Origin of the sequence: Streptomyces filamentosus, from assembly GCF_014654895.1 — a bacterium.
Taxonomy (GTDB): Bacteria; Actinomycetota; Actinomycetes; order Streptomycetales; family Streptomycetaceae; genus Streptomyces; species Streptomyces filamentosus.
Genome location: NZ_BNBE01000002.1, coordinates 327,973 through 348,082, shown reverse-complemented (window position 1 = coordinate 348,082; position 20,110 = coordinate 327,973). Strand labels below are relative to the sequence as shown.

The 20,110-nt window shown below is 72.9% G+C and carries 19 protein-coding genes and 1 pseudogene; 19 read left to right on the top strand and 1 reads right to left on the bottom strand.

Translation table 11 applies throughout. The features are described from left to right. Positions 1-121: 121 nt before the first annotated feature. The 7 genes from IE326_RS20620 (at position 122) to IE326_RS20590 (ending at position 8,543) form a co-directional block, all read left to right on the top strand. The gene (locus IE326_RS20620; RefSeq protein ID WP_190042549.1) at positions 122-1,642 is read left to right on the top strand and encodes a catalase; all 1,521 of its coding nucleotides are present in this window, start codon (positions 122-124) and stop codon (positions 1,640-1,642) included. A gap of 254 nt (positions 1,643-1,896) precedes the next feature. Beyond that, complete coding sequence (locus IE326_RS20615; protein WP_190042548.1) at positions 1,897-3,360, top strand: tannase/feruloyl esterase family alpha/beta hydrolase; 1,464 nt, start codon at positions 1,897-1,899, stop codon at positions 3,358-3,360. Between the two features lie 270 nt (positions 3,361-3,630). Continuing rightward, positions 3,631-4,905, top strand: coding sequence for a cytochrome P450 (locus IE326_RS20610; RefSeq protein WP_190042547.1), 1,275 nt, complete (start codon positions 3,631-3,633; stop codon positions 4,903-4,905). Positions 4,906-5,032: 127 nt separating this feature from the next. Beyond that, positions 5,033-6,505 carry an extracellular catalytic domain type 2 short-chain-length polyhydroxyalkanoate depolymerase gene (locus IE326_RS20605; protein ID WP_190042546.1) on the top strand — a complete coding sequence of 491 codons (1,473 nt, stop codon included), beginning with the start codon at positions 5,033-5,035 and terminating at the stop codon, positions 6,503-6,505. A 115-nt stretch (positions 6,506-6,620) separates the two neighbouring features. Then, positions 6,621-7,271 (top strand): zinc-binding metallopeptidase family protein, encoded by a 651-nt coding sequence (locus IE326_RS20600; RefSeq protein WP_190042545.1) that lies wholly within the window; start codon positions 6,621-6,623, stop codon positions 7,269-7,271. Between the two features lie 176 nt (positions 7,272-7,447). Continuing rightward, the gene (locus IE326_RS20595) at positions 7,448-7,825 is read left to right on the top strand and encodes an FKBP-type peptidyl-prolyl cis-trans isomerase (protein ID WP_150226271.1); all 378 of its coding nucleotides are present in this window, start codon (positions 7,448-7,450) and stop codon (positions 7,823-7,825) included. A gap of 133 nt (positions 7,826-7,958) precedes the next feature. Continuing rightward, on the top strand, positions 7,959-8,543 hold the full coding sequence (locus tag IE326_RS20590) for an EF-hand domain-containing protein (RefSeq protein ID WP_190042544.1): 585 nt from the start codon (positions 7,959-7,961) through the stop codon (positions 8,541-8,543). A gap of 24 nt (positions 8,544-8,567) precedes the next feature. Here IE326_RS20590 and IE326_RS20585 read toward each other — a convergent pair whose 3' ends face one another. Continuing rightward, positions 8,568-9,560, bottom strand: coding sequence for a helix-turn-helix domain-containing protein (locus IE326_RS20585; RefSeq protein ID WP_030748625.1), 993 nt, complete (start codon positions 9,558-9,560; stop codon positions 8,568-8,570). Positions 9,561-9,706: 146 nt separating this feature from the next. Here IE326_RS20585 and IE326_RS20580 point away from each other — a divergent pair, with 146 nt between their 5' ends. The 12 genes and pseudogenes from IE326_RS20580 (at position 9,707) to IE326_RS20555 (ending at position 20,002) form a co-directional block, all read left to right on the top strand. After that, positions 9,707-10,009: a hypothetical protein gene (locus tag IE326_RS20580; protein WP_150226269.1), complete on the top strand. Its 303-nt coding sequence runs from the start codon at positions 9,707-9,709 to the stop codon at positions 10,007-10,009. Between the two features lie 412 nt (positions 10,010-10,421). Beyond that, a pseudogene (locus IE326_RS20575) lies at positions 10,422-11,185 on the top strand (GNAT family N-acetyltransferase). Positions 11,186-11,497: 312 nt separating this feature from the next. Further along, entirely contained in the window at positions 11,498-11,719 is a 222-nt protein-coding gene (locus IE326_RS20570) for a hypothetical protein (protein ID WP_150226268.1), read from the top strand. Positions 11,720-12,392: 673 nt separating this feature from the next. Continuing rightward, positions 12,393-14,951, top strand: a complete 2,559-nt coding sequence (gene lanKC, locus IE326_RS20565) for a class III lanthionine synthetase LanKC (RefSeq protein ID WP_190042543.1) — start codon at positions 12,393-12,395, stop codon at positions 14,949-14,951. Positions 14,952-15,005: 54 nt separating this feature from the next. Next, positions 15,006-15,128, top strand: coding sequence for a hypothetical protein (locus tag IE326_RS41535; protein ID WP_267882304.1), 123 nt, complete (start codon positions 15,006-15,008; stop codon positions 15,126-15,128). A 65-nt stretch (positions 15,129-15,193) separates the two neighbouring features. Next, on the top strand, positions 15,194-15,316 hold the full coding sequence (locus IE326_RS41530) for a hypothetical protein (RefSeq protein ID WP_267882715.1): 123 nt from the start codon (positions 15,194-15,196) through the stop codon (positions 15,314-15,316). Between the two features lie 79 nt (positions 15,317-15,395). Beyond that, positions 15,396-15,518: a hypothetical protein gene (locus tag IE326_RS41525; protein WP_268983032.1), complete on the top strand. Its 123-nt coding sequence runs from the start codon at positions 15,396-15,398 to the stop codon at positions 15,516-15,518. 65 nt (positions 15,519-15,583) lie between these two features. Further along, positions 15,584-15,706 carry a hypothetical protein gene (locus IE326_RS41520; protein ID WP_267882304.1) on the top strand — a complete coding sequence of 41 codons (123 nt, stop codon included), beginning with the start codon at positions 15,584-15,586 and terminating at the stop codon, positions 15,704-15,706. Between the two features lie 65 nt (positions 15,707-15,771). Beyond that, entirely contained in the window at positions 15,772-15,894 is a 123-nt protein-coding gene (locus tag IE326_RS41515; protein ID WP_268983032.1) for a hypothetical protein, read from the top strand. 65 nt (positions 15,895-15,959) lie between these two features. Then, entirely contained in the window at positions 15,960-16,082 is a 123-nt protein-coding gene (locus tag IE326_RS41510; protein WP_267882304.1) for a hypothetical protein, read from the top strand. An 86-nt stretch (positions 16,083-16,168) separates the two neighbouring features. Next, positions 16,169-17,581, top strand: coding sequence for an MFS transporter (locus tag IE326_RS20560; protein WP_150226266.1), 1,413 nt, complete (start codon positions 16,169-16,171; stop codon positions 17,579-17,581). A gap of 264 nt (positions 17,582-17,845) precedes the next feature. Continuing rightward, entirely contained in the window at positions 17,846-20,002 is a 2,157-nt protein-coding gene (locus tag IE326_RS20555; protein ID WP_190042542.1) for a glucose PTS transporter subunit IIA, read from the top strand. Positions 20,003-20,110 lie beyond the last annotated feature (108 nt).

The window sequence follows — 20,110 nt, the reverse complement described above, 5'->3', positions numbered from 1 at the left end:
CCGGCGGACGCCGTTCCGTCCGGGCCTCGGAGGCATGTCCGCGCGCCGTCCGGGCACGCGCTCCGCAGGGCCCCGCGAGAGCGGGGCCGCCGCACCGCACGACGAAGGGCAGAGGTGACCGATGACCGAGAGCCGTCCCGCCACCACGACCGACTCCGGCGCCCCGGTGGAGAGCGATGAACACTCGCTCACCGTGGGCCCCGGCGGGCCGATCCTCCTCCAGGACGCCTACCTCATCGAGCAGATGGCGCAGTTCAACCGCGAACGGATCCCGGAACGCCAGCCGCACGCGAAGGGCAGCGGCGCGTTCGGGCACTTCGAGGTCACCCACGACGTCAGCCGCTACACGAAGGCGGCGCTGTTCCAGCCGGGCGCGCGCACCGAGTTGGTCGCCCGGTTCTCGACCGTGGCCGGCGAGCGCGGCAGCCCGGACACCTGGCGCGACCCGCGCGGCTTCGCGCTGAAGTTCTACACGTCCGAGGGCAACTACGACATGGTCGGCAACAACACGCCGGTCTTCTTCGTCAAGGACCCGATGAAGTTCCAGCACTTCATCCGGTCCCAGAAGCGCCGCGCGGACAACAACCTGCGCGACCACGACATGCAGTGGGACTTCTGGACCCTCTCCCCGGAATCCGCCCACCAGGTCACCTGGCTGATGGGCGACCGGGGCATCCCGCGCAGCTGGCGCCACATGAACGGCTACACCTCCCACACGTACATGTGGATCAACGCCTCCGGCGAGCGGTTCTGGGTGAAGTACCACTTCAAGACCGACCAGGGCATCGAGTTCTTCACGCAGGACGAGGGCGACCAGATGGCGGCCGCCGACACGGATTACCACACGCGGGACCTCTTCGAGCACATCCGCGACGGCGACTTCCCCTCCTGGACGTTGCACGTCCAGGTCATGCCGTACGAGGAAGCGGCGACGTACCGCTTCAACCCGTTCGACCTCACCAAGGTGTGGCCGCACGGCGACTACCCGCTGATCCCGGTCGGCCGGATGACGCTCGACCGCAACCCCACCGACAACCACGCCGAGATCGAGCAGGCCGCCTTCCAGCCCAACAACTTCGTCCCCGGCATCGGCCCCAGCCCCGACCGGATGCTGCTGGCCCGCCTCTTCTCGTACGCGGACGCCCACCGGCACCGCATCGGCGGCAACTACCAGCAGCTCCCCGTGAACGCGCCCGTCACCGAGGTCCACACGTACTCGAAGGACGGCGCGATGGCCTACCGGAAGACCACCGATCCGGTCTACGCCCCCAACTCGAAGGGAGGCCCGGCCGCCGACACCGAGCGGTACGGCAGCCCGCCGAGCTGGACGGCGGACGGCGAGATCACCCGGTCGGCCTACGTCGACCATCCCGAGGACGACGACTGGGGCCAGCCCGGCACCCTCGTGCGCGAGGTGATGGACGACGCCGCCCGCGACCGCCTCGTCGACAACGTCGTCGGCCACCTCCTCAACGGCGTCACCGAACCCGTCCTGGAGCGTGCCTTCGCCTACTGGAAGAACATCGACAAGGCGACCGGAGAACGCATCGAGCAGGGCGTCCGCGCCAAGGCCGACGAGAAGGACCCCAAGGCGGCGGAACAGGGCAACCCGGCCCGCACGTCCATGCAGCACAAGGCCTGACCCGGAGGCGGAGCCGGGCCCCGTCCTGGGGCCCGGCTCCGCCGCGTCGCCGCGCGCCCTCCCGGGGCAGCCGCTCCGCCCGGCGCGGGGGCGACGAGCGCGGCGGCACCCGCCTCCGGCCCGGCGGGAAGGGACGCCCGGAGTGGTGCCGGGACCCACCGGAGGGCCACGGACGGTGGGCCGTGCGGCCATGGGCGGCGGCCGGACGGCGGCATAGCCTCCGCGGGTTCCCTTCCCCGAGCCCGGAGGCACCGATGCGTCGTCCCGTCCCCTCTTCCCCGCCGCGTCCCTGGCGGCGCGGCGCACCGGCGGCCCTCGCCCTGGCCGCGCTCACCCTGTCCACCGCCCCGGCGACGGCGCTCCCCGCGGGCGGTACGGGTGCCGCCGGCACCGCCGGTCACTGCGCCCGGCAGGCGCAGCTCCGGGTGCCCGGCGCCGAGGTCCAGCGGACGGCGTGCCTGGCCGAGCTGACGACCGCGGGCACCGTCGCGTCCGGGCACACCGATCCGGCCGACTGGGCCGGACTCACCTCCAAGGACCTGTCCGTCCCCGCCGGAGTGCCCGGCATCCAGATCGACGGCTACTTCCCCGACACCTCCACCACCAACACCAACCACGGCTGGAACCACGACGCCCAGTTCGTCCTCCGCCTGCCCGACCGGTGGAACGGCGGCCTCGTCGTGGCCGGCACCCCCGGCAACCGCGAGCAGTACGCCAACGACCGGGCGATCGCCGACCGGGTGCTCGCCCAGGGCTACGCGTACGCCGCCACCGACAAGGGCAACACCGGCCTCGCCTTCCACCGCGACGGGAAGGCCCCGGGCGACGCGATCGCCGAGTGGAACGACCGGGTCACCCAGCTCGCGCGGGCCGCCCGGACGGTGGTCGCCCAGCGCTACCACCGGCCCCCGTCCCGCACCCTCGCCACCGGCATGTCCAACGGCGGCTACCTGGTGCGCTGGCAGCTGGAGAACCACCCCGAGCTGTACGACGGCGGCGTCGACTGGGAGGGCACCCTCTGGCGCACCGACGGACCCAACCTGCTCGACTTCCTGCCGAGGGCCCTGCGGGCCTACCCCGTGTACGCGGCGGGCGGCGAGGGTGCCGACGCCGCCCGGGAGGAGCTGCACGCGGCCGGCTTCCCCGCCGGGTCGGAGTTCCTGTGGCCGTACCACCACAAGGTCTACTGGGACCTCACCCAGCGCATCTACCGCGAGGAGCTCGACCCCGGCTTCGACGGCGCGACCGAGGCCGGCACCCCGTACTGCACCACCGGCGCCCCCGCCTGCGACACCGACTACGACTACGCGACCCGGCCCGAGGAGGTCCGGCGGGCCGTGGCGAAGATCGCCCTCACCGGCCGCATCGGCAAACCCCTGATCACCCTGCACGGCACCCTCGACAACCTCCTCCCCATCGGCCAGGACTCCGACGTCTACGCGCGGATGGTGCGCGAGGCGGGCCGCGGCGCGCTGCACCGCTACTACCGCGTCGAGGGCGGCACCCACACCGACTCCCTCGCCGACGCCTTCCCGGACCGCCTCCGGCCGCTCGCACCGTGCCACCGCAGTGCCTTCACGGCCCTGGAGGGCTGGCTCGCGACCGGTCACCGGCCGCCCGCCTCGGGCACCGTCGCCCTGCCCGCGGACCAGGACCCCGTCACCCTGGCGAACACCTGCTCCCTCCACACGGAGAAGACCGCCGGCACCCCGTCCTGACCGCCCCGGCCCTCCGGCGGGGGACACCTCGGCGGAGGCCGTCGCCGAGGCCCCCGCCGCCGTGGGCGCGGCGGGGTCCGCGACCGGCCCGGACCGGCACGCGGTCCTGCGCGCCGAGGTCCGGCCTTCCACGTCGAGGCCGGGCCTCCGAGCCGAGGTCCGGTCCGCCACGTCGAGATCCGGCCCGCCGTCGACTCGCCGCCGCCGGGCGGGGCGTGATGCCGCGCACACGGCGCCGGGCCGCCGCCTCCCGCGTGTTAGCTTCCGGCGGTGATCCTTTCGGCGGCGGATGCCCGCGAACCCCTGCCGGGGCCGCTCGACCTGTTCGACGCCCCCTTCGTCCAGGACCCCCACCCCTGGCTGGACCGGCTGCGGTCCGACGCGCCCGTGCACCACGACCCCGCCACCGGGCTGTGGCTGGTCAGCCGCCACCGGGACATCCGGACGGTACTGCTCGACACGGACCGCTTCCTCCCGGACAACGCGCAGAACGCGGTCACCCCGCTCCCCGTCGCCGTGATGCGGGTCCTCGTCCGCGCCGGCTTCACGCTGCCGCCCGCGCTCGCCAACAACGGCACGCCGAGCCATCCGGGACTGCGCCGCGTGGTGACCCGGTTCTTCGACGCGCGGAGCGTCGCCGCCGCCGTCCCGATGATCGAGCGCGTCGCCGGGGAACTGCTCGACGAGGTGACGAAGTACGGGACGGACGAAGGGAGTCTCGACCTCTTCGGCTCCTTCGCGCAGATCCTGCCCTGCCGGGTCCTGATGGAGCTCCTCGGCATCCACGACGTCGACCCCGCCACCCTGATCGCCTGGAGCGACGCCGCGCTGGAACTGTTCTGGGGCAGGCCCCCGCTCGCCCGACAGCTCGAACTGGCGGAGCCCGTGGCGGAGTTCCACCAGTGGCTCACCGCCACCGTCCGCGCCGACACCGCCCCGCCCGGCTCGTTCGTCCGGGAACTCGCCGCCCACCGCCTGCCCGACGGCACCCCCCTCGACGTCCCCACCGCGGTCGCCGCCTGCTTCTTCGTCTTCGTCGCCGGACAGTCCACCACCGGCCAGCTCATCGCGACCGTGCTCCACCGCGCGCTCGGGGAACCCGGCCTCTGGCGGCGCGCCGCCGAGGAGGAGGGCTTCGCCGAGGCGTGGGTGGAGGAGGTCCTGCGCCGCGAACCGCCCGTGACCACCTGGCGCAGGACGACCGCGGCCCCCACCCGCCTGGGCGGTACGGAACTCCCCGCTGGAGCCCAGCTGTTGCTGATGCTCATGGGCAGCGGCTCCGACCCGGAGGTCTTCCCCGAACCGGACCGCATGTGCCCGGGGCGGGCGAACGCCCGCCGGCACCTGGCGTTCGGCACCGGCCGCCACCTCTGCCCCGGCGCCACGCTCGCCCGCACCGAGGCCGCGGTGGCCCTGCGGGCGGCGGCCCGCCGCCTGCCCGGCCTCCGCCCCACGGCCGCGGCGGCACGGCCCCCCATGCTCGGACTGCTGTCCTTCAGGGCGCCCCTGCGCGTCGAGGCGGAGCGGGCCCCGGCACCGCGCTGACGGCCGGAACGCCCCCCTCCTATGGCAACGCGGGCCACATTCCGGCCCGGCGATGTGGGGGGACGACATGTGGGCCGCGCTCGCGGTCGTTCACCAGGATGTCGGCATCCCCCATCTGGAGATGCGAATGAAGACCAGAGACCTCCTCGTCGCCGTCCTGGCGGCCGTCGGCATCGCCGCGTCGACGGCCGGCGGTGCGACGGCCGCGGTCCCGGCACCCACCTCGGGCCCGCTCCAGCGGTACGACATCGGCGCGACGTACGTCAGCGGGCTCTCGTCCGGCGGGTTCATGGCCAACCAGCTGCACGTCGCCCACTCCGACCTGTTCGACGGCGCGGGCATCTTCTCCGCCGGCCCCTACGACTGCGCGCAGAACAGCCTCAACACGGCCCTGTACGGCTGCATGGACACCTTCATGGCCCGCAAGACCCCCGCCCAGCTGGAGCAGTTGACCCGGGACCGGGCCGCCGCCGGCAAGGTCGACCCCATCTCCGGCCTCTCCGGCGACAAGGTCTGGCTCTTCCACGGCACCAACGACACCACCGTCAAGGCGCCCGTGAACGACGACCTCGCCACCTACTACCGCGACCTCGGCGCCGACGTCGTCTACGACAATGCGTCCGCGTCCGGCCACGCCTGGGTCAGCCCCCTCGGCCCCAACTCCTGCTCCTCCACCAGCTCGCCGTACATCAACAACTGCGGCGGCGACCCGGTCAAGGCCATGCTGACCCACCTGATGGGCCCCGTGCACCCGGCGAGCTCCGCGGCCCCGACCGGCAGACTGGTCCAGTTCGACCAGGGCGCGTACGTCCCCGGCGGCGACCCCGCCGCGATCAGCATGGGCGCCGAGGGCTTCGCCTACGTCCCCCGGTCCTGCCAGGACGGCGCCCCCTGCCGGCTGATGGTCACCCTCCACGGCTGCTACCAGTACTTCGGCCTGGTCGGCAACGCCCTCATGGACAAGGCGTACCTCAACGAGTACGCCGACACGAACGACCTGATCGTTCTCTACCCGCAGGCCACCACCATGACCGGCAACCCCCGCGGCTGCTGGGACTGGTGGGGGTACGAGTCGGCCGACTACGCGCAGAAGACCGGCCCGCAGATCACCGCCGTCCTGAACATGGCCCGGGCCCTCGGCGCAGGCGCCGCGACCACCACCCCGGCCCTCCCCGCCCCGACCGGTCTGGCCGTCACCGCCACCACCGCCACCAGCGCCTCCCTCGCCTGGAACGCGGTCCAGGGCGCCGCCTCGTACGACGTCTACCGCGACGGCGCGAAGGTGAACGCCGCCCCCGTCACCACCACCGCGTACACGGACCCCGGCCTCACCGCCGGCACGGCGTACGCCTACGCCGTCGCGGCCGTCGACCCCACCGGCACGACCGGCACCAGAACCGCGCCCGTCACCGCCACCACCACGGGAGCCGCCGCCACGTGCGTGACGGCGAGCAACTACGCCCACACCCTCGCGGGCCGCGCCCACCAGACCGGCGGCTACACCTACGCCAACGGCTCGGAGCAGAACCTCGGCCTGTGGAACGTCCTGGTCACCAGCACCCTCAAACAGACCTCCCCGGGCTACTGGGTGAAGTGCTGACCCCGCCCCGACCGTGATCACGACGCCCCGCCCGCGGCTCCCCGCGGGCGGGGCGTCCTTCCCGCTGCCCGGAAGGACGTGACAGGGGCTCCCGCCGTCGGGAAGGGTGGAGCCCATGGCCCCCGACACCCCCGGCGGATTCACCGGACCCGAGATGCGCCGGATCCTGGAGCGGGCGGCCCGCGCCGCCGGGATCGACCACTCCGGCGCACGCCTGCTGCGCGGGCAGACCAACGCGGTCGTCCTCCTCGAAGCAGCCGGTGTCGTCGCCAAGGTCGCCCGGAAGGGGTCCCGCACCGACGACGCCGTGCGGACGGTCGTGTTCGTCCGGTGGCTCACCTCCGTCGGCTTCCCCACCGTCCCGCTGCACCCCGGTGACCAGCCGGTCGTCGTCGACGGCCACCCCGTCACCTTCTGGCAGCACCTGCCCCAGCCGCCGCACCCGGTCGCCGCCCACCAGCTGGCCGGACCGCTGCGCACGCTCCACACCCTGCCGGCCCCGCCCGTCGCCCTGCCCGCCCGTGACGACCTCGCGGCGATCCGGCGCTCCCTCTCCGCGACCACCTGCCTGCCCCCGCGGACCCTGGCCCGCCTGGGCGAGCACGCCGACCGGCTCGAAGCCGACCTCGCCGCCGTCCGGGAGCTCCGCATGATCACCACGAACGCCCGCAAGGTCCACCACGCCCCGGCCACCCTGGAGGAGGTCGAACGCCGGGTGGACGGACTGCTCCGCGGGGACCCCTCCCTCCGCTGGAACATCCTCTGACGGAGGCGAGCACGGCGGTGGCTACGGGGCCCGGCCCGGCCCGCCCGGACGGCGACCCGCGTACCGGTACGCGGCCGGCCCCGTGCTCCTCGGTAGCGTGGCTGCCTGCGGCATGGAACGTCCATGCGGCCGGCAGGACCGTGCGAGGGCCTGCGGAGGAGAGCGGTGAGGCCGTGATGAGCGAACTGACGAAGCCCGAGGTCGAGGTCCCCGAGGGGGAGGCCCCCACCGAGCTGACCGTCCGCGACCTGGTCGTGGGGGACGGGGCCGAGGCCAAGCCGGGCATGGTGGTCCGGGTCCACTACGTCGGGGTCACCTTCGCGTCAGGGAAGGAGTTCGACGCCTCCTGGGACCGGGACCAGCCGTTCAAGTTCGCCGTGGGCGGCGGCCGGGTCATCAAGGGCTGGGACCGGGGAGTGCGGGGCATGCGGGTGGGCGGCCGCCGGGAGATCGTCGTCCCCCCGCGCCTCGGCTACGGCAAGCAGTCGCCCACCCCGCTCATCCCGCCGGGTTCGACGCTGGTCTTCGTGGTGGACCTCCTCTCGGCGGTCTGACCCGGCCCGCCGCCCGCCGCGCCCGACGTGCCGAGGGGAAGGACGTTTCCTCGGGGCCGTTTCCTCGTTGCCCCGCGTGGCAGGCCGATTTCCCGTGTCCTGCCGCCGACACGACGACCCACGAGGAGCGGTGATGGACGGTCAGGAGTTCCTGACGGCGAAGATCGAGCGGGGTTTCGACCAGCTCGACGTGGACGGCAGCGGCGTGCTGACGGAGGAGGACCACGTGGAGATGGGCCGCCGGGTGGCGTCCTCACTCGGCCATGCCGAGGGCTCCCCCGAGGAGGAGCGGATCATCGGCGCCTACACGGCGATCTGGCGGGAGGTGCACCTGCCGTTCCTCCCGGCCGGCAGCCGGGGCATCCCCAAGGACCGGTTCGTCGCCTCGACCCGCACGCTGGCCGACGACCCCGAGGCCGCCAGGGCCGCACTCGGCGGGATCGCCGCGACCTACCTCCGGATCGCCGACCTCGACGAGGACGGCCGGATCAGCCCCGCCGAGTTCCTCGCCTTCCAGCGCGGGCACTTCCCGGGGCTCACCGAGGAGAGCGCGGCCGAGGCGTTCGGCCACCTCGACACCGACGGCGACGGCGTGCTGTCGCCCGACGAGTTCACCTCCGCCGTCATCGAGTTCTGGACCAGCTCGGACCCCGCCGCCACCGGCAACTGGTGGATGGGCCGCCCCGCCTCCCTCCCCTCCGGCCCCGCCCGGCCGTAGCCGGGGCTTTCGGCGGGGCCGGTCTCAGGGTTTGGGGAGCCAGCCGTGGTGGGCGGCGTTGGCTCCCGCCTGGAAGCGGGAGCGGGCCCCCAGGCGCTCCATGAGGTCGGCGGCGATGCGGCGGGCGGTGCGGGGGGAGACGCCGAGGTGCTTGGCGATGGTCTCGTCCGTGTGCCCCTGGGCGAGGAGGTGGAGGGTGGCGGTCTCCTGCGGGGGAAGGCCGTTGGGGTCGGCCTGCGGCGTGTGCCCGAGGGGGGTGGCGGTGTTCCAGACGCTCTCGAAGAGCGCGCACAGGGCGGCGACGGTACCGGCCCCGTGGAGGACGACGGCCCCCACGCGCGCGTCGTTGGTGTCGACGGGCAGGACGGCGTGGGTGCGGTCGGCGATGATCATGCGGATGGGGAGGGTGGGGCTGGTGCGGACCTGGGCGCCGTGGGTGTTGAGCCAGTCGACGTGGTCGAGGGTGGGCTGGTGGTTGCGGACGCTGTCCAGGTAGACGGTCCGCATGCGGATGCCGCGCTGGAGCAGCTCGGCGTTGGGGGTGCGGCTGGCCTCCAGGTCGGCGGTGGTGTGGGCGCCGCCGGGGGCGAAGGTGGTGATCTCCTGGGTGGCGCGGGAGGCGAGGCGGGCGAGCCGCTCGCGTATCTCCTCGGGGCCGGTGAGCTGTTCGGACTCGGCGTCGGGGGAGCGGGGCCGCAGGGCCGAGCACTCGGCGATGAGCTGGGCGGCGGCGGCCCGCGAGGCTTCCACGCGCATCTGCTGGGCCGCGAGTTCGGCCTGCTGGCGGGCGAGGAGGACCTCCATGGCGGTCTCGGGGCTGATGGCCCTGAAGCCCGCGCCCTCCCGGGCGGAGGGGTGTACGAGGGCGAGTTCGCTGAGCCGGTCGAGACCCGCGCGCACCTGGTCCTCGGTCATGGACAGCAGGCGGGCCAGTTCGGCCACGCCGTCTTGGGGACGGCCGAGCATGGCGCGGTAGACGCGTTCCGCGTCGGTGTCGAGTCCCAGTATGTCCAGCACTGTTCGACCTTTCCTTGGCCGCCTTAGGAGTGCACGGATTGTAAAGGCATTGTGTCTCCTCGCACAGGTGGACGGTTTATGCATGGCCGGAAGCGGCCCGGCTTGTCTGCTTGTGGGGGGTTCCGAGGGCCTTGAGGATCGGGTTCATGTATCTCGTGCACGCCCGCCTGAGGGCCCCCACAGGTCAGCAACTCCCTTCTCACACCGCCGGTTTCGTCTGCTGCCAGGCCCGGGACGCGGAGTGCCTGGAGCACGTCAGCGTCCACGAGTCCGGCGACGACTGGGTGCTGGGACTGTTCTTCACGACTCCCACCCTCGCCGAGGCCGAACGCAACGCGTCCCGGCTCTGCGTCCGCGCCCTCCAGGCCCCCGGACCCCTGCGCGGCTGGGAGCTGATCGGCTCCGGCGCGGCCCTGATCGACGCGCCCTGGGACGTCTGGGACTCGTGACGCGGGCCCTCGCCCCGTAAGTTCCGGTACGACGTCGAGGTGAGCGACGACGCGACGTCGAGCGACCGGCGTACCCCCCCGTACGACCTATGACGCGTGATGCGTGACGTGTGGGATTCGAGACTCGTGGGCGGCGGGCAGCAGGCGATGGCCTGAGGCCCGCGCCCGGGGTCTCAGGGCCCGCGTCCCGAGCTCCCGGGCCCGGTGCCCCCCACGTATCCCCGCGCCTCGTGTCCCGCAGGCGGCGGGTCTCCGGCCGGGCCGCTCCCGGGGCCGTACCGCATCGTGCGAAGACCCCGCCTCGACACGGTCGCCGGCCGCCCCCGAAATCGCGTGCGGCCCCTGCTCGGCCGTGCTGGGATCGATCACCGTGAACGATCTCTCCCCCGACCGGGCCGGTCTGCTGGACCGGATGGAACGCAACCTGGCGGAGCACGCCTGCCACCTCCACCGCGGCATGGCCGGCGCGACCGTCACGGACACCGGTGACCTCCTGGTCGCGGACAGCGGCCTGGACGACGACACCTTCAACATCGTCGCCGCGGCCCGCTTCACCGCCGCAGACGCCGAGGCCCGCATCACCGCGACCGCAGAGGCCCTGGCCGGTACCGGCCGCCCCTTCTCCTGGTGGGTGGGACCCGCCTGACCCCCGTGGACCTCTCCGCCCGCCTGGCGGCGGCCGGCCTCCCCGTGTCCGAACACGAGACGGCGATGTGGGCGGAACTCGACGGCACCCTGCCGCCGCCCGCCGCCCAGGGCCTCGACATCCGGCAGGTGACCACGCCCGAGCAGCTCGCCGACTACGCCATGGTCCTCGCCGCGAACTGGGACCCGCCGGCCGACACCGTCCGCAGCTTCTTCGCCCGGGCCGCCCCGCGGGCACTGGCCGCGCGGTGCCCGGCCCACTACCTGGTCGGCTACGCGGACGGCCGCCCGGTCTGCTCGGCCGAGGTGTTCCACCACGCGGACGTCGCCGGCGTCTACAACATCTCGACCCTGGCCGCCCACCGCCGCCGCGGCTACGGCGGCGCCATCACGCTCGCGGCCCTCCACGCGGCCCGCGCCCGGGACCACCGCATCGCGGTCCTCCAGGCGTCGGCCGAGGGCGAACCCGTCTACCGCCGCTTGGGGTTCCACTCCTGCGGCCGGTTCACCGAACACGCCGTCAACTCCTGAGCCACCCCCTTCCGGCGCCGAAAGGGCTGGTGGCGGGCGTGCGGAGGGTTCTCCGAGGGCCCCGGGCCGGTTCCGGCCAGACGCGGGGGAGGGTGGACGGCTTATGCCACTGCAGGATCCGTCCACCCTCCAGCCATTCCCCAGGCTTCCTCCAGGGGTCAAAGTAGAGCCATCGGCAGCCGCACGAGGGCCGGCCGGAAAGCAAGAAGAGCAAGAAGAGCAAGAAGAGCAAGAAGAACAGGAAAGCAGGAAAGCGGGAATCGGGAACCGGAAGCGGTTCCCCCGGACGATCCACACACGAGAGGAATTGAAATGACAGTCCGTCGCATCGCCTCCCTCGCCGCCGGCGCCCTGATCGTCTTCGGAGCCACGAGCGTCGCGGCGAACGCCGCCGACTCCTCGTCCCCCGCTTCCCCCGGAACCGTCGCCACCACCCCCGCCCCGGCGCAGCCCGAGCCCACGCCGGCGCAGGGACAGGCGGAGCCCACCCCCACGCCCACCCCCTCCGTGGAGGACGTGACCTGGGGCGGCTGAGCCCCCGGCCCCATCAGGCCGCAGCGCTCACCCAGACACCACCTGTCCCACCAGCCCCACCCGCACCACCCGATGCACAGCCCACGAGACGACATCCACCTCATGCGGCCCGTGCGTCACACCCACCACACAGACGCTCCCTCACCCAAGAAAGCAGGAACCCCAGATGAGCGGCATCAACACCACCCCGGCCTTCCTCTCCGACTCCAACGACGCCCTGGACAACGGTGACGTCTTCGGCCGCGAGAGCCGGAAGAACACCACCTGGGTCGTCGCCTGACGGAAACCCGAAAGGCCCCGGAACAATCCGCAGGAACCCGCGAAGAAAAGGCTGGAAACCGCGACAGTCGCCCGAATGACCTCCGGGAAAACCTCCCGAGAGCTTCCGGGAACCCTTGAGGAAGACTTCGCGGAAAACCCTCCCGGAAGATTCTCTCCCGGACGAGAACCGGAGGGAAGCGAAACGAAGATCCGGGAACCGGACGCGACCCCCGAGAGCCGGACGAGAGGCCGGGGGAGCAGGGACCGGAAACGGGTCCCGAGGACCGGACGAGGAGTCCGGATCCGGTGACGCGGCGGCGATTCCCGCCGACCGCGCAGGACGGAAGCGTTCATGGACCGGCCGGTGACCGGCCGAGAGCCGATCGGCAGCGATCGGGAAGGGGTGGAACGAATGCGAGGCAACCATCACGTGTACGCCGGGGCGGACCCGCTGTTCTACGACCACCCCGCCGGCGGCGGTGACCAGCGGCGCTTCGCGGCCGCCGACCGCGAGACCCCCGAGGGCTTCCGCCGGCACGAGACGGCCAGCTGGGTGCACCTGGTGCCCGAGGGCCCCGACGACCCGGCCCTGCCCGGCCAGGGCTACAAGATCCACGTCTCGTCCACCACCGAGGACGCCGAGCGCGTCGTCGACCTGGTCACCGAGTACTGCGTCCGCGAACGCGTGGCGCACAAGTTCCTGCCCACCCACCGCATCCACCTGCTCAACAACGGCAAGTACGCCCGGCGCGGCAGCAGCGGCAAGCTCCTCACCCTCTACCCCGCCGACGAGGCGCGCCTCGCCACCGTCCTGACCGACCTCGACCGGCGCCTCTCCGGCTTCACCGGTCCCTACATCCTCGGCGACCTCCGCTACAACGACGGTCCCCTCTACGTCCGTTACGGCGGCTTCCGGGAACGCTGGTGCACCGAGCCCGACGGCACCCGGATCCTCGCCATCGAGGCGCCCGACGGCTCCCTCGTCCCCGACCGGCGCGAACCGTACTTCCAGCTGCCGGCCTGGCTGACCCCGCCCGACGTCCTGAGCGAGGCCCTGCGCGCCCACGACCGGCAGAGCATGGACCCCTTCCCGTACCAGGTCGAGGCAGCCCTGCACTTCTCCAACGGCGGCGGGATCTACCGGGCCCGTGACGCGGAGGGCGGCGAGGTGGTCCTGCGCGAGGCCCGTCCGCTCGCCGGGCTGGACGGCTCCGGCACGGACGCGGTCACCCGCCTGGAGCAGGAGGAGCGCGCCCTGCGGGCCCTCGACGGCCTGCCCTGGGTCCCCCGTCTGCTGAACCGTTTCACCGTCTGGGAGCACCACTACCTGGCCGAGGAGTACGTCGAGGGCGAGACGCTGCGCCAGTTCATGGCCCGCAACAACCCCGTCGTCCGCCCCGACCCCACCCCCGAAGCCCTCGCCCAGTACGCCGCCCGCGTCGAGGACATCACCGACCAGCTGAGCCGGGCCCTGGACGCCGTGCACGAACGCGGCTGGGCCTTCGGCGACCTGCACCCCACCAACGTCCTGCTGCGGCCCGACGGCCGGATCTGCCTCATCGACTTCGAGACCGCGCACCGCCCCGGCATCGACACGCCGCCCAGCATGGGCTGCCCCGGCTTCGTCGCACCGCACGCCCCCGGGGGCTTCGCCCGCGACCGCTACGCCCTGCACAGCATCCGGCTCGCCCTGCTGCTGCCGCTGACCATGCTGATCGACCTCGACCCGGGCAAGCTCGACGAACTCCTCGCGGCGGCGGCCGAGTTCTTTCCCCTGCCGCCCTCCTGGCAGCAGGAGGTGCGCGCCGGACTGCACCGCCCCACCACGCCCGCCGCGGCCGGCCCGTCCGCGCCGTCACCGGTGACCTGGCCCCGCGAGGAGGACGGAGCCGCCGGCCTGTCCGCCCTGGGAGCCCGGCTGGCCCGCGCCCTGACCGCCTCCGCCACCCCCGAACGCACCGACCGGCTCTTCCCCGGCGACCCCGCCGCCCTCCACGACGGCGGCTACACCCTGGCCCACGGAGCCGCCGGCGTCCTGCACGCCCTCCACACCACCGGTCACCCGGTGAGGGAGGAACACGTCGAATGGCTCTGGCGCGCCGCCCGCGACGCCGCCGACCCGCGCCCCGGGCTCTACGCGGGACTGCACGGCGCGGCCCTCGCCCTGGACCGGCTGGGCCGGCCCGAGCAGGCCCTGGAGCTCGTCCAGCGCGCCGCCCCGACCGACGACGTCTCCCTGCACGGCGGACTGGCCGGCATCGGCATCGCCCTGCACCACCTGCACCGCCCCGCCGACGGCGCCGACCTCACCGACCGGCTCGACGACATCACCGCACGGCTGACGGACCGTCTGGACAGGCCCGCCCCCGGCCCGCACCGCACCGGTCTGATGCACGGCCCCACCGGCACCGCCGCGTTCCTCCTCCACCGCTACGAGGCGGTACGCGACCCCGCCCTGCTCGACCTCGCGCTGCGCGCCCTGCGCGCCGACGCCGAGCACTGCGTCCGCAGCGAAGAGGGCGCCGTCAACCTCCGCGAGGGCACCCGCATGCTGCCCTACCTCGCCAACGGCAGCGCCGGCCTGGCCCTGGTCGCCGGACACTACCTGCGCCGCCGCCACGACGACGCCCTCCACGACCTCCTCGACGGCACGCTGACCGCGGCCCGCGCCCCCTTCGTCCTCTACAACGACCTCTTCACCGGCCGCGCCGGCCTGATCACCCTGCTGGCCGCCCACCGCGACCGCCCCGGCGCCTCCGAAGCCCTCCAGCGCCACCTGCGCCTCCTGAGCTGGCACGCCATCGCCTACCAGGACGGCCTGGCCTTCCCCGGCGCCCAGCACTACCGCCTCTCGATGGACCTGGCCACCGGCACCGCGGGCGTCCTGCACGCCCTGCACGCCGCCGCCGGCGACCGTCCGCCCCTGCCCGGACTGCCCCTGCACTCCGAGCCCCTCATCCCGGCCGCCTGACCGGCCGAGCACGACACCCGCACCACCTCCACCCACCACCCGAAAGGACCCCTCATGTCCGAGATCCTGAAGCTCCAGAACCTGTCCGTGAACGAGCCGGAGGGCTCCGAGGACCAGCAGGTCGCGGACTGGTCGACCGTCAGCACCGGGTGCAACAACACGAAGATCGAGGCCTGACCCTCAGCTCCGCCCCGTACCGCTTCGCACCACCCCACCTCTCACCGACCCGAAGGGAACCCCTCATGTCCGAGATCCTCAAGCTCCAGAACCTGTCCGTGAACGAGCCCGAGGGCTCCGAGGACCCCCAGGTCGCGGACTGGTCGACCGTCAGCACCGACTGCAACAACACCAAGATCGAGGCCTGACCTCCCGCTCCGCCCCGAAGCACTTCGCACCACCCCACACACCCGCCGGCCCGCCGGCCGCAACCGAAGGGAACCCCTCATGTCCGAGATCCTGAAGCTCCAGAGCCTGTCCGTGAACGAGCCGGAGGGCGCGGAGGACCAGCAGGTCGCCGAGTGGTCGACGGTCAGCAGCGGTTGCAACAACACGAAGATCGAGGCCTGATCCTCCGCTCCGCCCCGTAGTACTTCGCACCACCTCCCTTCACACCGAACCGAAAGGAACACCTCATGTCCGAGATCCTGAAGCTCCAGAACCTGTCCGTGAACGAGCCCGAGGGCTCCGAGGACCAGCAGGTCGCCGACTGGTCGACCGTCAGCACCGGCTGCAACAACACCAAGATCGAAGCCTGATCCTCCGCCCCACCCCCGAGCGCTTCGCACCACCCCACCTCTCACCGACCCGAAGGGAACCCCTCATGTCCGAGATCCTGAAGCTCCAGAGCCTGTCCGTGAACGAGCCGGAGGGCGCGGAGGACCAGCAGGTCGCCGAGTGGTCGACGGTCAGCAGCGGTTGCAACAACACGAAGATCGAGGCCTGATCCTCCGCTCCGCCCCGTAGTACTTCGCACCACCTCCCTTCACACCGAACCGAAAGGAACACCTCATGTCCGAGATCCTGAAGCTCCAGAACCTGTCCGTGAACGAGCCCGAGGGCTCCGAGGACCAGCAGGTCGCCGACTGGTCGACCGTCAGCACCGGCTGCAACAACACCAAGATCGAGGCCTGAACCCCGAGGCGTCATCCGTGAAGTGGCCGGCACCTCGGTGCCGGCCACTTCGGCCGTGGCCCGAAACCGAAAGGAGATGCAGACCCATGCCGGCACCCGCGTCAGCCCCCGTTCCCGCCCCCGCGCCCGCACCCACGCCCCTGCACCGCAACCGGGACTACCAGCGGCTGTGGCTCGCGCACGCCCTGTCGGGCTTCGGATCCCAGGCCAGCGCCATCGCCCTGCCCCTGGTGGTGCTGCACGCCACCGGATCCATCACCGCCTTCGGCCTGGTGACCTTCACCGAGATCCTCGCCTCCGTCCTGGCGACCCTGCCCGCCGGCGTCCTGGTCGACCGCCTCCCGCGCAAACCCGTCCTGATCATCAGCGACGGCGCCCGCGCCCTGGCCTACCTGGTGATGACGGCCGCCGTCCTCACCGACCGGGTCACCCTGCCCCTCGCCCTGTGTGTGGCCGTCGCCAACAGCGTCTTCAGCGCCCCCTTCAACCCGGCCGCCTCCGCCGCCCTGCGCCACGTCGTCCCGCGCGAGCAGCTGCCGACCGCGCTGTCCCTCAGCCAGGCCCGCTCGGCCGCCGTCACCCTGGCCGGTCCGCTCATCGGCGCCGCCCTGTACGCCGTCGCCCCCGCCCTGCCCTTCCTCGTGGACGCCCTGTCCTACCTCGCGTCCACCCTGTGCGTGGCCCTCGTGCGCCTGCCCGCGGGCCGGCCCTCCGCCGAAGGCCGCCCGCCCGCGCCCCGCCTCATCAAGGACCTGGGCACCGGCTGGAAGGAGGTGCGCCGCAGCCCCTTCCTGCGCTACACCCTGGTCAACGCCGCCCTGGTCAACCTCGCCTTCAGCGGCATCGTCCTGGTCCTGGTCACCGGCGGCGCGCACACCACCTCGGGCGGCTTCCACAACGCCGTCATCATCGCCGCCTCCGGCGCGGGCAACCTCGTGGGCTCCCTCATCGCCGCCCGCACGACCACCACCCTGCCCCCGCGCACCCTGGTCCTCCTGGTGTGCTGGAGCACGGCCCTGTTCACCCCGCTGCTGGCCCTGAGCGACGACACCGCCGCCCTCGCCCTGGTGATCGGACTGTGCAGCCTGGCCACCCCGGCCGCCAATGCCGTGATCTCCGCCGCGCGCCTGCACACCATCCCCGACCACCTCCAGGGCCGGGTCCAGACCGCCTGCGGCCTCATCCCCGCCCTGATCATCCCCTTCGGCCCGCTGCTCACCAGCGCCCTGCTCACCCGTACGGGTCCCGCCACCGTCCTGCTCGCCAACTCCGCCCTCCTGCTCGCCCTGGCCTGCTACAGCACCTTCAACCCCGGACTGCGCCGCATCCCCGACCTGCGCCCCGGGAAGCAGACCCCGGCACAGCCCCCCGCACAGGACCCGGCCCCGGCACAGGACCCGGCTCCCGCGCAGGAGGCCCCGGCCCCCGTCCCGGACCGGACCCCCGAGCAGGACCAGGCCCCCGCACAGGCCCCCGTCCCGGCCGCGACCAAGGCGTGACCCGCCCCACACCCGCGTCCCCCTTCCGGGCCCCCTCCCGGTGCTAGGGTGATGTCGGATCGATCTCGATCGTCAGGATTGTTACTTCCCGAGGACACCACCCGCGTCGTCAGCACGACGCACGGCGGTGCACCGCTCGAGGGAAGGCAAGGCCTGGGTAGCGCCCTGTGCGCGACCCGGGCCTTTTTTGTTGCCCGAATCCAGGCGGAAGAGATCGAGGACAGCAGGCAGGACGGCAAGAGCCCCAGGATGCAAGGAAGCATCATGAACACACCCGTAGCGGGACCCGGCACGCTGGCGGAGCGCATCCTCCGCGGCGTCGGCGGAGCCGAGAACATCGAGAGCCTCACGCACTGCGCGACGCGGCTGCGCTTCCAGCTCCACGACGGGGCGAAGGCCGACCCGGCCGCGCTCGACGCCCTCGACGGCGTCATGGCCACCGTCCCGCAGTCCGGGGACCGCCTCCAGATCGTGATCGGCGGAGCCGTCGCACGGGTCTGGACCGAGATCATGAACCTGCCCTCGATGAGCGGCGGCGCGGGCGCCGCCCGCCCGAAGTCCGACGCCGACGTCAAGGCCGAGATGCGGGCCAGGAGCCGCGGCCGCTACGCCTGGGTCGACAACTTCTTCGAGTACCTCTCCGACTCCTTCCGCCCGCTCATGGGCGTCCTCCTCGGCTCCTCGCTGATCATCGCGATCGCCTCCGTCCTCGACGCCCTGGGCGTGGTCGACTTCCGTGCCGCGGACAAGTCCGCGAGCTGGGTGTTCGTCGACGCCATGTGGCGCTCGGTGCTGTACTTCCTGCCGATCATGGTCGCCTACAACGCGGCCAAGAAGCTGAAGGTCGACCCCTGGGTGGGCGCCGCGGTGATGGCCGCGGTGATGACCCCGAACTTCACGGGCATGCTCGACCCCGACTCCGGCATCCCCGGCATCACCTGCACCACGAACGCGACCCTGGGCACCCAGAGCTGCGTGGCGCACGTCTTCGGCCTGCCGATGCAGCTGAACGACTACGGCGGCCAGGTCTTCGTCCCGCTGATGATGGCCGCCGTGCTCGCCCTCGTCCACAAGGGGCTCCAGAAGGTCTTCCCGGAGACCGTGCACCTGGTCTTCGTCCCCTTCTTCAGCATGCTGATCATGATCCCGGTCACCGCCTTCCTCATCGGCCCGATGGGCGTCTGGGCCGGCAACGGCCTCGGCGAGGGACTCTCCTGGCTCAACGGCAACGCCCCGATCGTCTTCGCGATCCTCATCCCGCTGCTGTACCCCTTCCTCGTGCCGCTGGGCCTGCACTGGCCGCTGAACGCGCTCATGCTCGTCAACATCAACACCCTCGGCTACGACTTCATCCAGGGCCCCATGGGCGCGTGGAACTTCGCCTGCTTCGGCGCGACCGCCGGCGTCCTCCTGCTCTCCCTGCGCCACCGCGAGGCCGAGATGCGCCAGACCGCGACCGGCGCCCTGGCGGCCGGCCTCCTCGGCGGCATCTCCGAGCCGTCCCTGTACGGCATCCACCTGCGCTTCAAGCGGATCTACCCGCGCATGCTCGTCGGCTGCCTCGTCGGCGGCGTGATCGTGGGCGTCATGGGCGGCGTCGACACCGAGGCGTTCGCCTTCACCTCCCTGCTGACCATCCCGGTCTTCTCCCCGATGACCACCTACGTCATCGCGATCACGGCGGCCTTCGGCGTCTCCATGGCGCTCGTGTACTTCTCCGACTTCCGCACCCCCGAGGACCGCGCCCGCGCCAACGCCGAGCGCGACGCCGCCGAGGCGCTCGCCCCCGAGGAGACCGCGACGGCCGGCGCCCGGGAACTCGCCACGGTCGGCACCGCCAAGACCACCGGCACCGCCGGGACCACCGCGACCATGGGAACCACCGGAACCGCCACGACGGCCCCGGCCCCCGTGACCGAGGCCCCCGAGACCCAGCCCGAAGCCCCCGCCCCCGAGGCCCCCGCGCAGGGCACCGTGCTCGCGGCCCCGGTCGCGGGCCGCGTGGTCGACCTCGACGAGGTCGGGGACCCCGTCTTCGCCTCCCGCGCGCTCGGCGAGGGCGTCGGCATCGAACCGGCCGACGGCCACGTCGTCGCCCCGGTCGACGGAGAGCTGGCCGTCGTCGCCGAGACCGGCCACGCCTTCGGCATCCGCACCGCGGACGGCGTCGAGGTGCTCATCCACGTCGGCATCGACACGGTCCAGATGAACGGCGAGGGCTTCGACGTCCGGGTCCGTGCGGGCGAGCGGGTCCGTGCGGGCGACCTCCTCGTCGAGGTCGACCTCGACGCCGTACGCGCGGCCGAGCACCCGGCCGTCACCCTCATGACCGTCACCAACACCGCCGAGCTCGCCTCCGTCGAGCCGCACACCGGACGGAGCGTCGCCGCGGGCGCACCCGTGGTGACCGTACGGCGCTGACGAGGCCGGTCACCGGTCCGGCGGGGGCCGCGCCCACCCGGGCGCGCCCCCGCCGGACCGGCTCCGGGCGGCCGGCTCCGGGGGAGGCCGGACCGCGGACGGCGGACG

Excerpts from the sequence above, each read along its gene's own strand:
- IE326_RS41520 (WP_267882304.1), top strand. The coding sequence starts at position 15,584 with ATGTCCGAGATCCTGAAGCTCCAGAACCTGTCCGTGAACGAGCCCGAG.
- IE326_RS20580 (WP_150226269.1), top strand. The coding sequence starts at position 9,707 with ATGTATCTCGTGCACGCCCGCCTGAGGGCCCCCACAGGTCAGCAACTC.
- IE326_RS20555 (WP_190042542.1), top strand. The coding sequence starts at position 17,846 with ATGAACACACCCGTAGCGGGACCCGGCACGCTGGCGGAGCGCATCCTC.
- IE326_RS20560 (WP_150226266.1), top strand. The coding sequence starts at position 16,169 with ATGCCGGCACCCGCGTCAGCCCCCGTTCCCGCCCCCGCGCCCGCACCC.
- IE326_RS20595 (WP_150226271.1), top strand. The coding sequence starts at position 7,448 with ATGAGCGAACTGACGAAGCCCGAGGTCGAGGTCCCCGAGGGGGAGGCC.
- IE326_RS20620 (WP_190042549.1), top strand. The coding sequence starts at position 122 with ATGACCGAGAGCCGTCCCGCCACCACGACCGACTCCGGCGCCCCGGTG.
- IE326_RS20605 (WP_190042546.1), top strand. The coding sequence starts at position 5,033 with ATGAAGACCAGAGACCTCCTCGTCGCCGTCCTGGCGGCCGTCGGCATC.
- IE326_RS20570 (WP_150226268.1), top strand. The coding sequence starts at position 11,498 with ATGACAGTCCGTCGCATCGCCTCCCTCGCCGCCGGCGCCCTGATCGTC.
- IE326_RS41510 (WP_267882304.1), top strand. The coding sequence starts at position 15,960 with ATGTCCGAGATCCTGAAGCTCCAGAACCTGTCCGTGAACGAGCCCGAG.
- IE326_RS41515 (WP_268983032.1), top strand. The coding sequence starts at position 15,772 with ATGTCCGAGATCCTGAAGCTCCAGAGCCTGTCCGTGAACGAGCCGGAG.
- IE326_RS41530 (WP_267882715.1), top strand. The coding sequence starts at position 15,194 with ATGTCCGAGATCCTCAAGCTCCAGAACCTGTCCGTGAACGAGCCCGAG.
- IE326_RS41535 (WP_267882304.1), top strand. The coding sequence starts at position 15,006 with ATGTCCGAGATCCTGAAGCTCCAGAACCTGTCCGTGAACGAGCCGGAG.
- IE326_RS20590 (WP_190042544.1), top strand. The coding sequence starts at position 7,959 with ATGGACGGTCAGGAGTTCCTGACGGCGAAGATCGAGCGGGGTTTCGAC.
- IE326_RS20600 (WP_190042545.1), top strand. The coding sequence starts at position 6,621 with ATGGCCCCCGACACCCCCGGCGGATTCACCGGACCCGAGATGCGCCGG.
- IE326_RS41525 (WP_268983032.1), top strand. The coding sequence starts at position 15,396 with ATGTCCGAGATCCTGAAGCTCCAGAGCCTGTCCGTGAACGAGCCGGAG.
- lanKC (WP_190042543.1), top strand. The coding sequence starts at position 12,393 with ATGCGAGGCAACCATCACGTGTACGCCGGGGCGGACCCGCTGTTCTAC.
- IE326_RS20615 (WP_190042548.1), top strand. The coding sequence starts at position 1,897 with ATGCGTCGTCCCGTCCCCTCTTCCCCGCCGCGTCCCTGGCGGCGCGGC.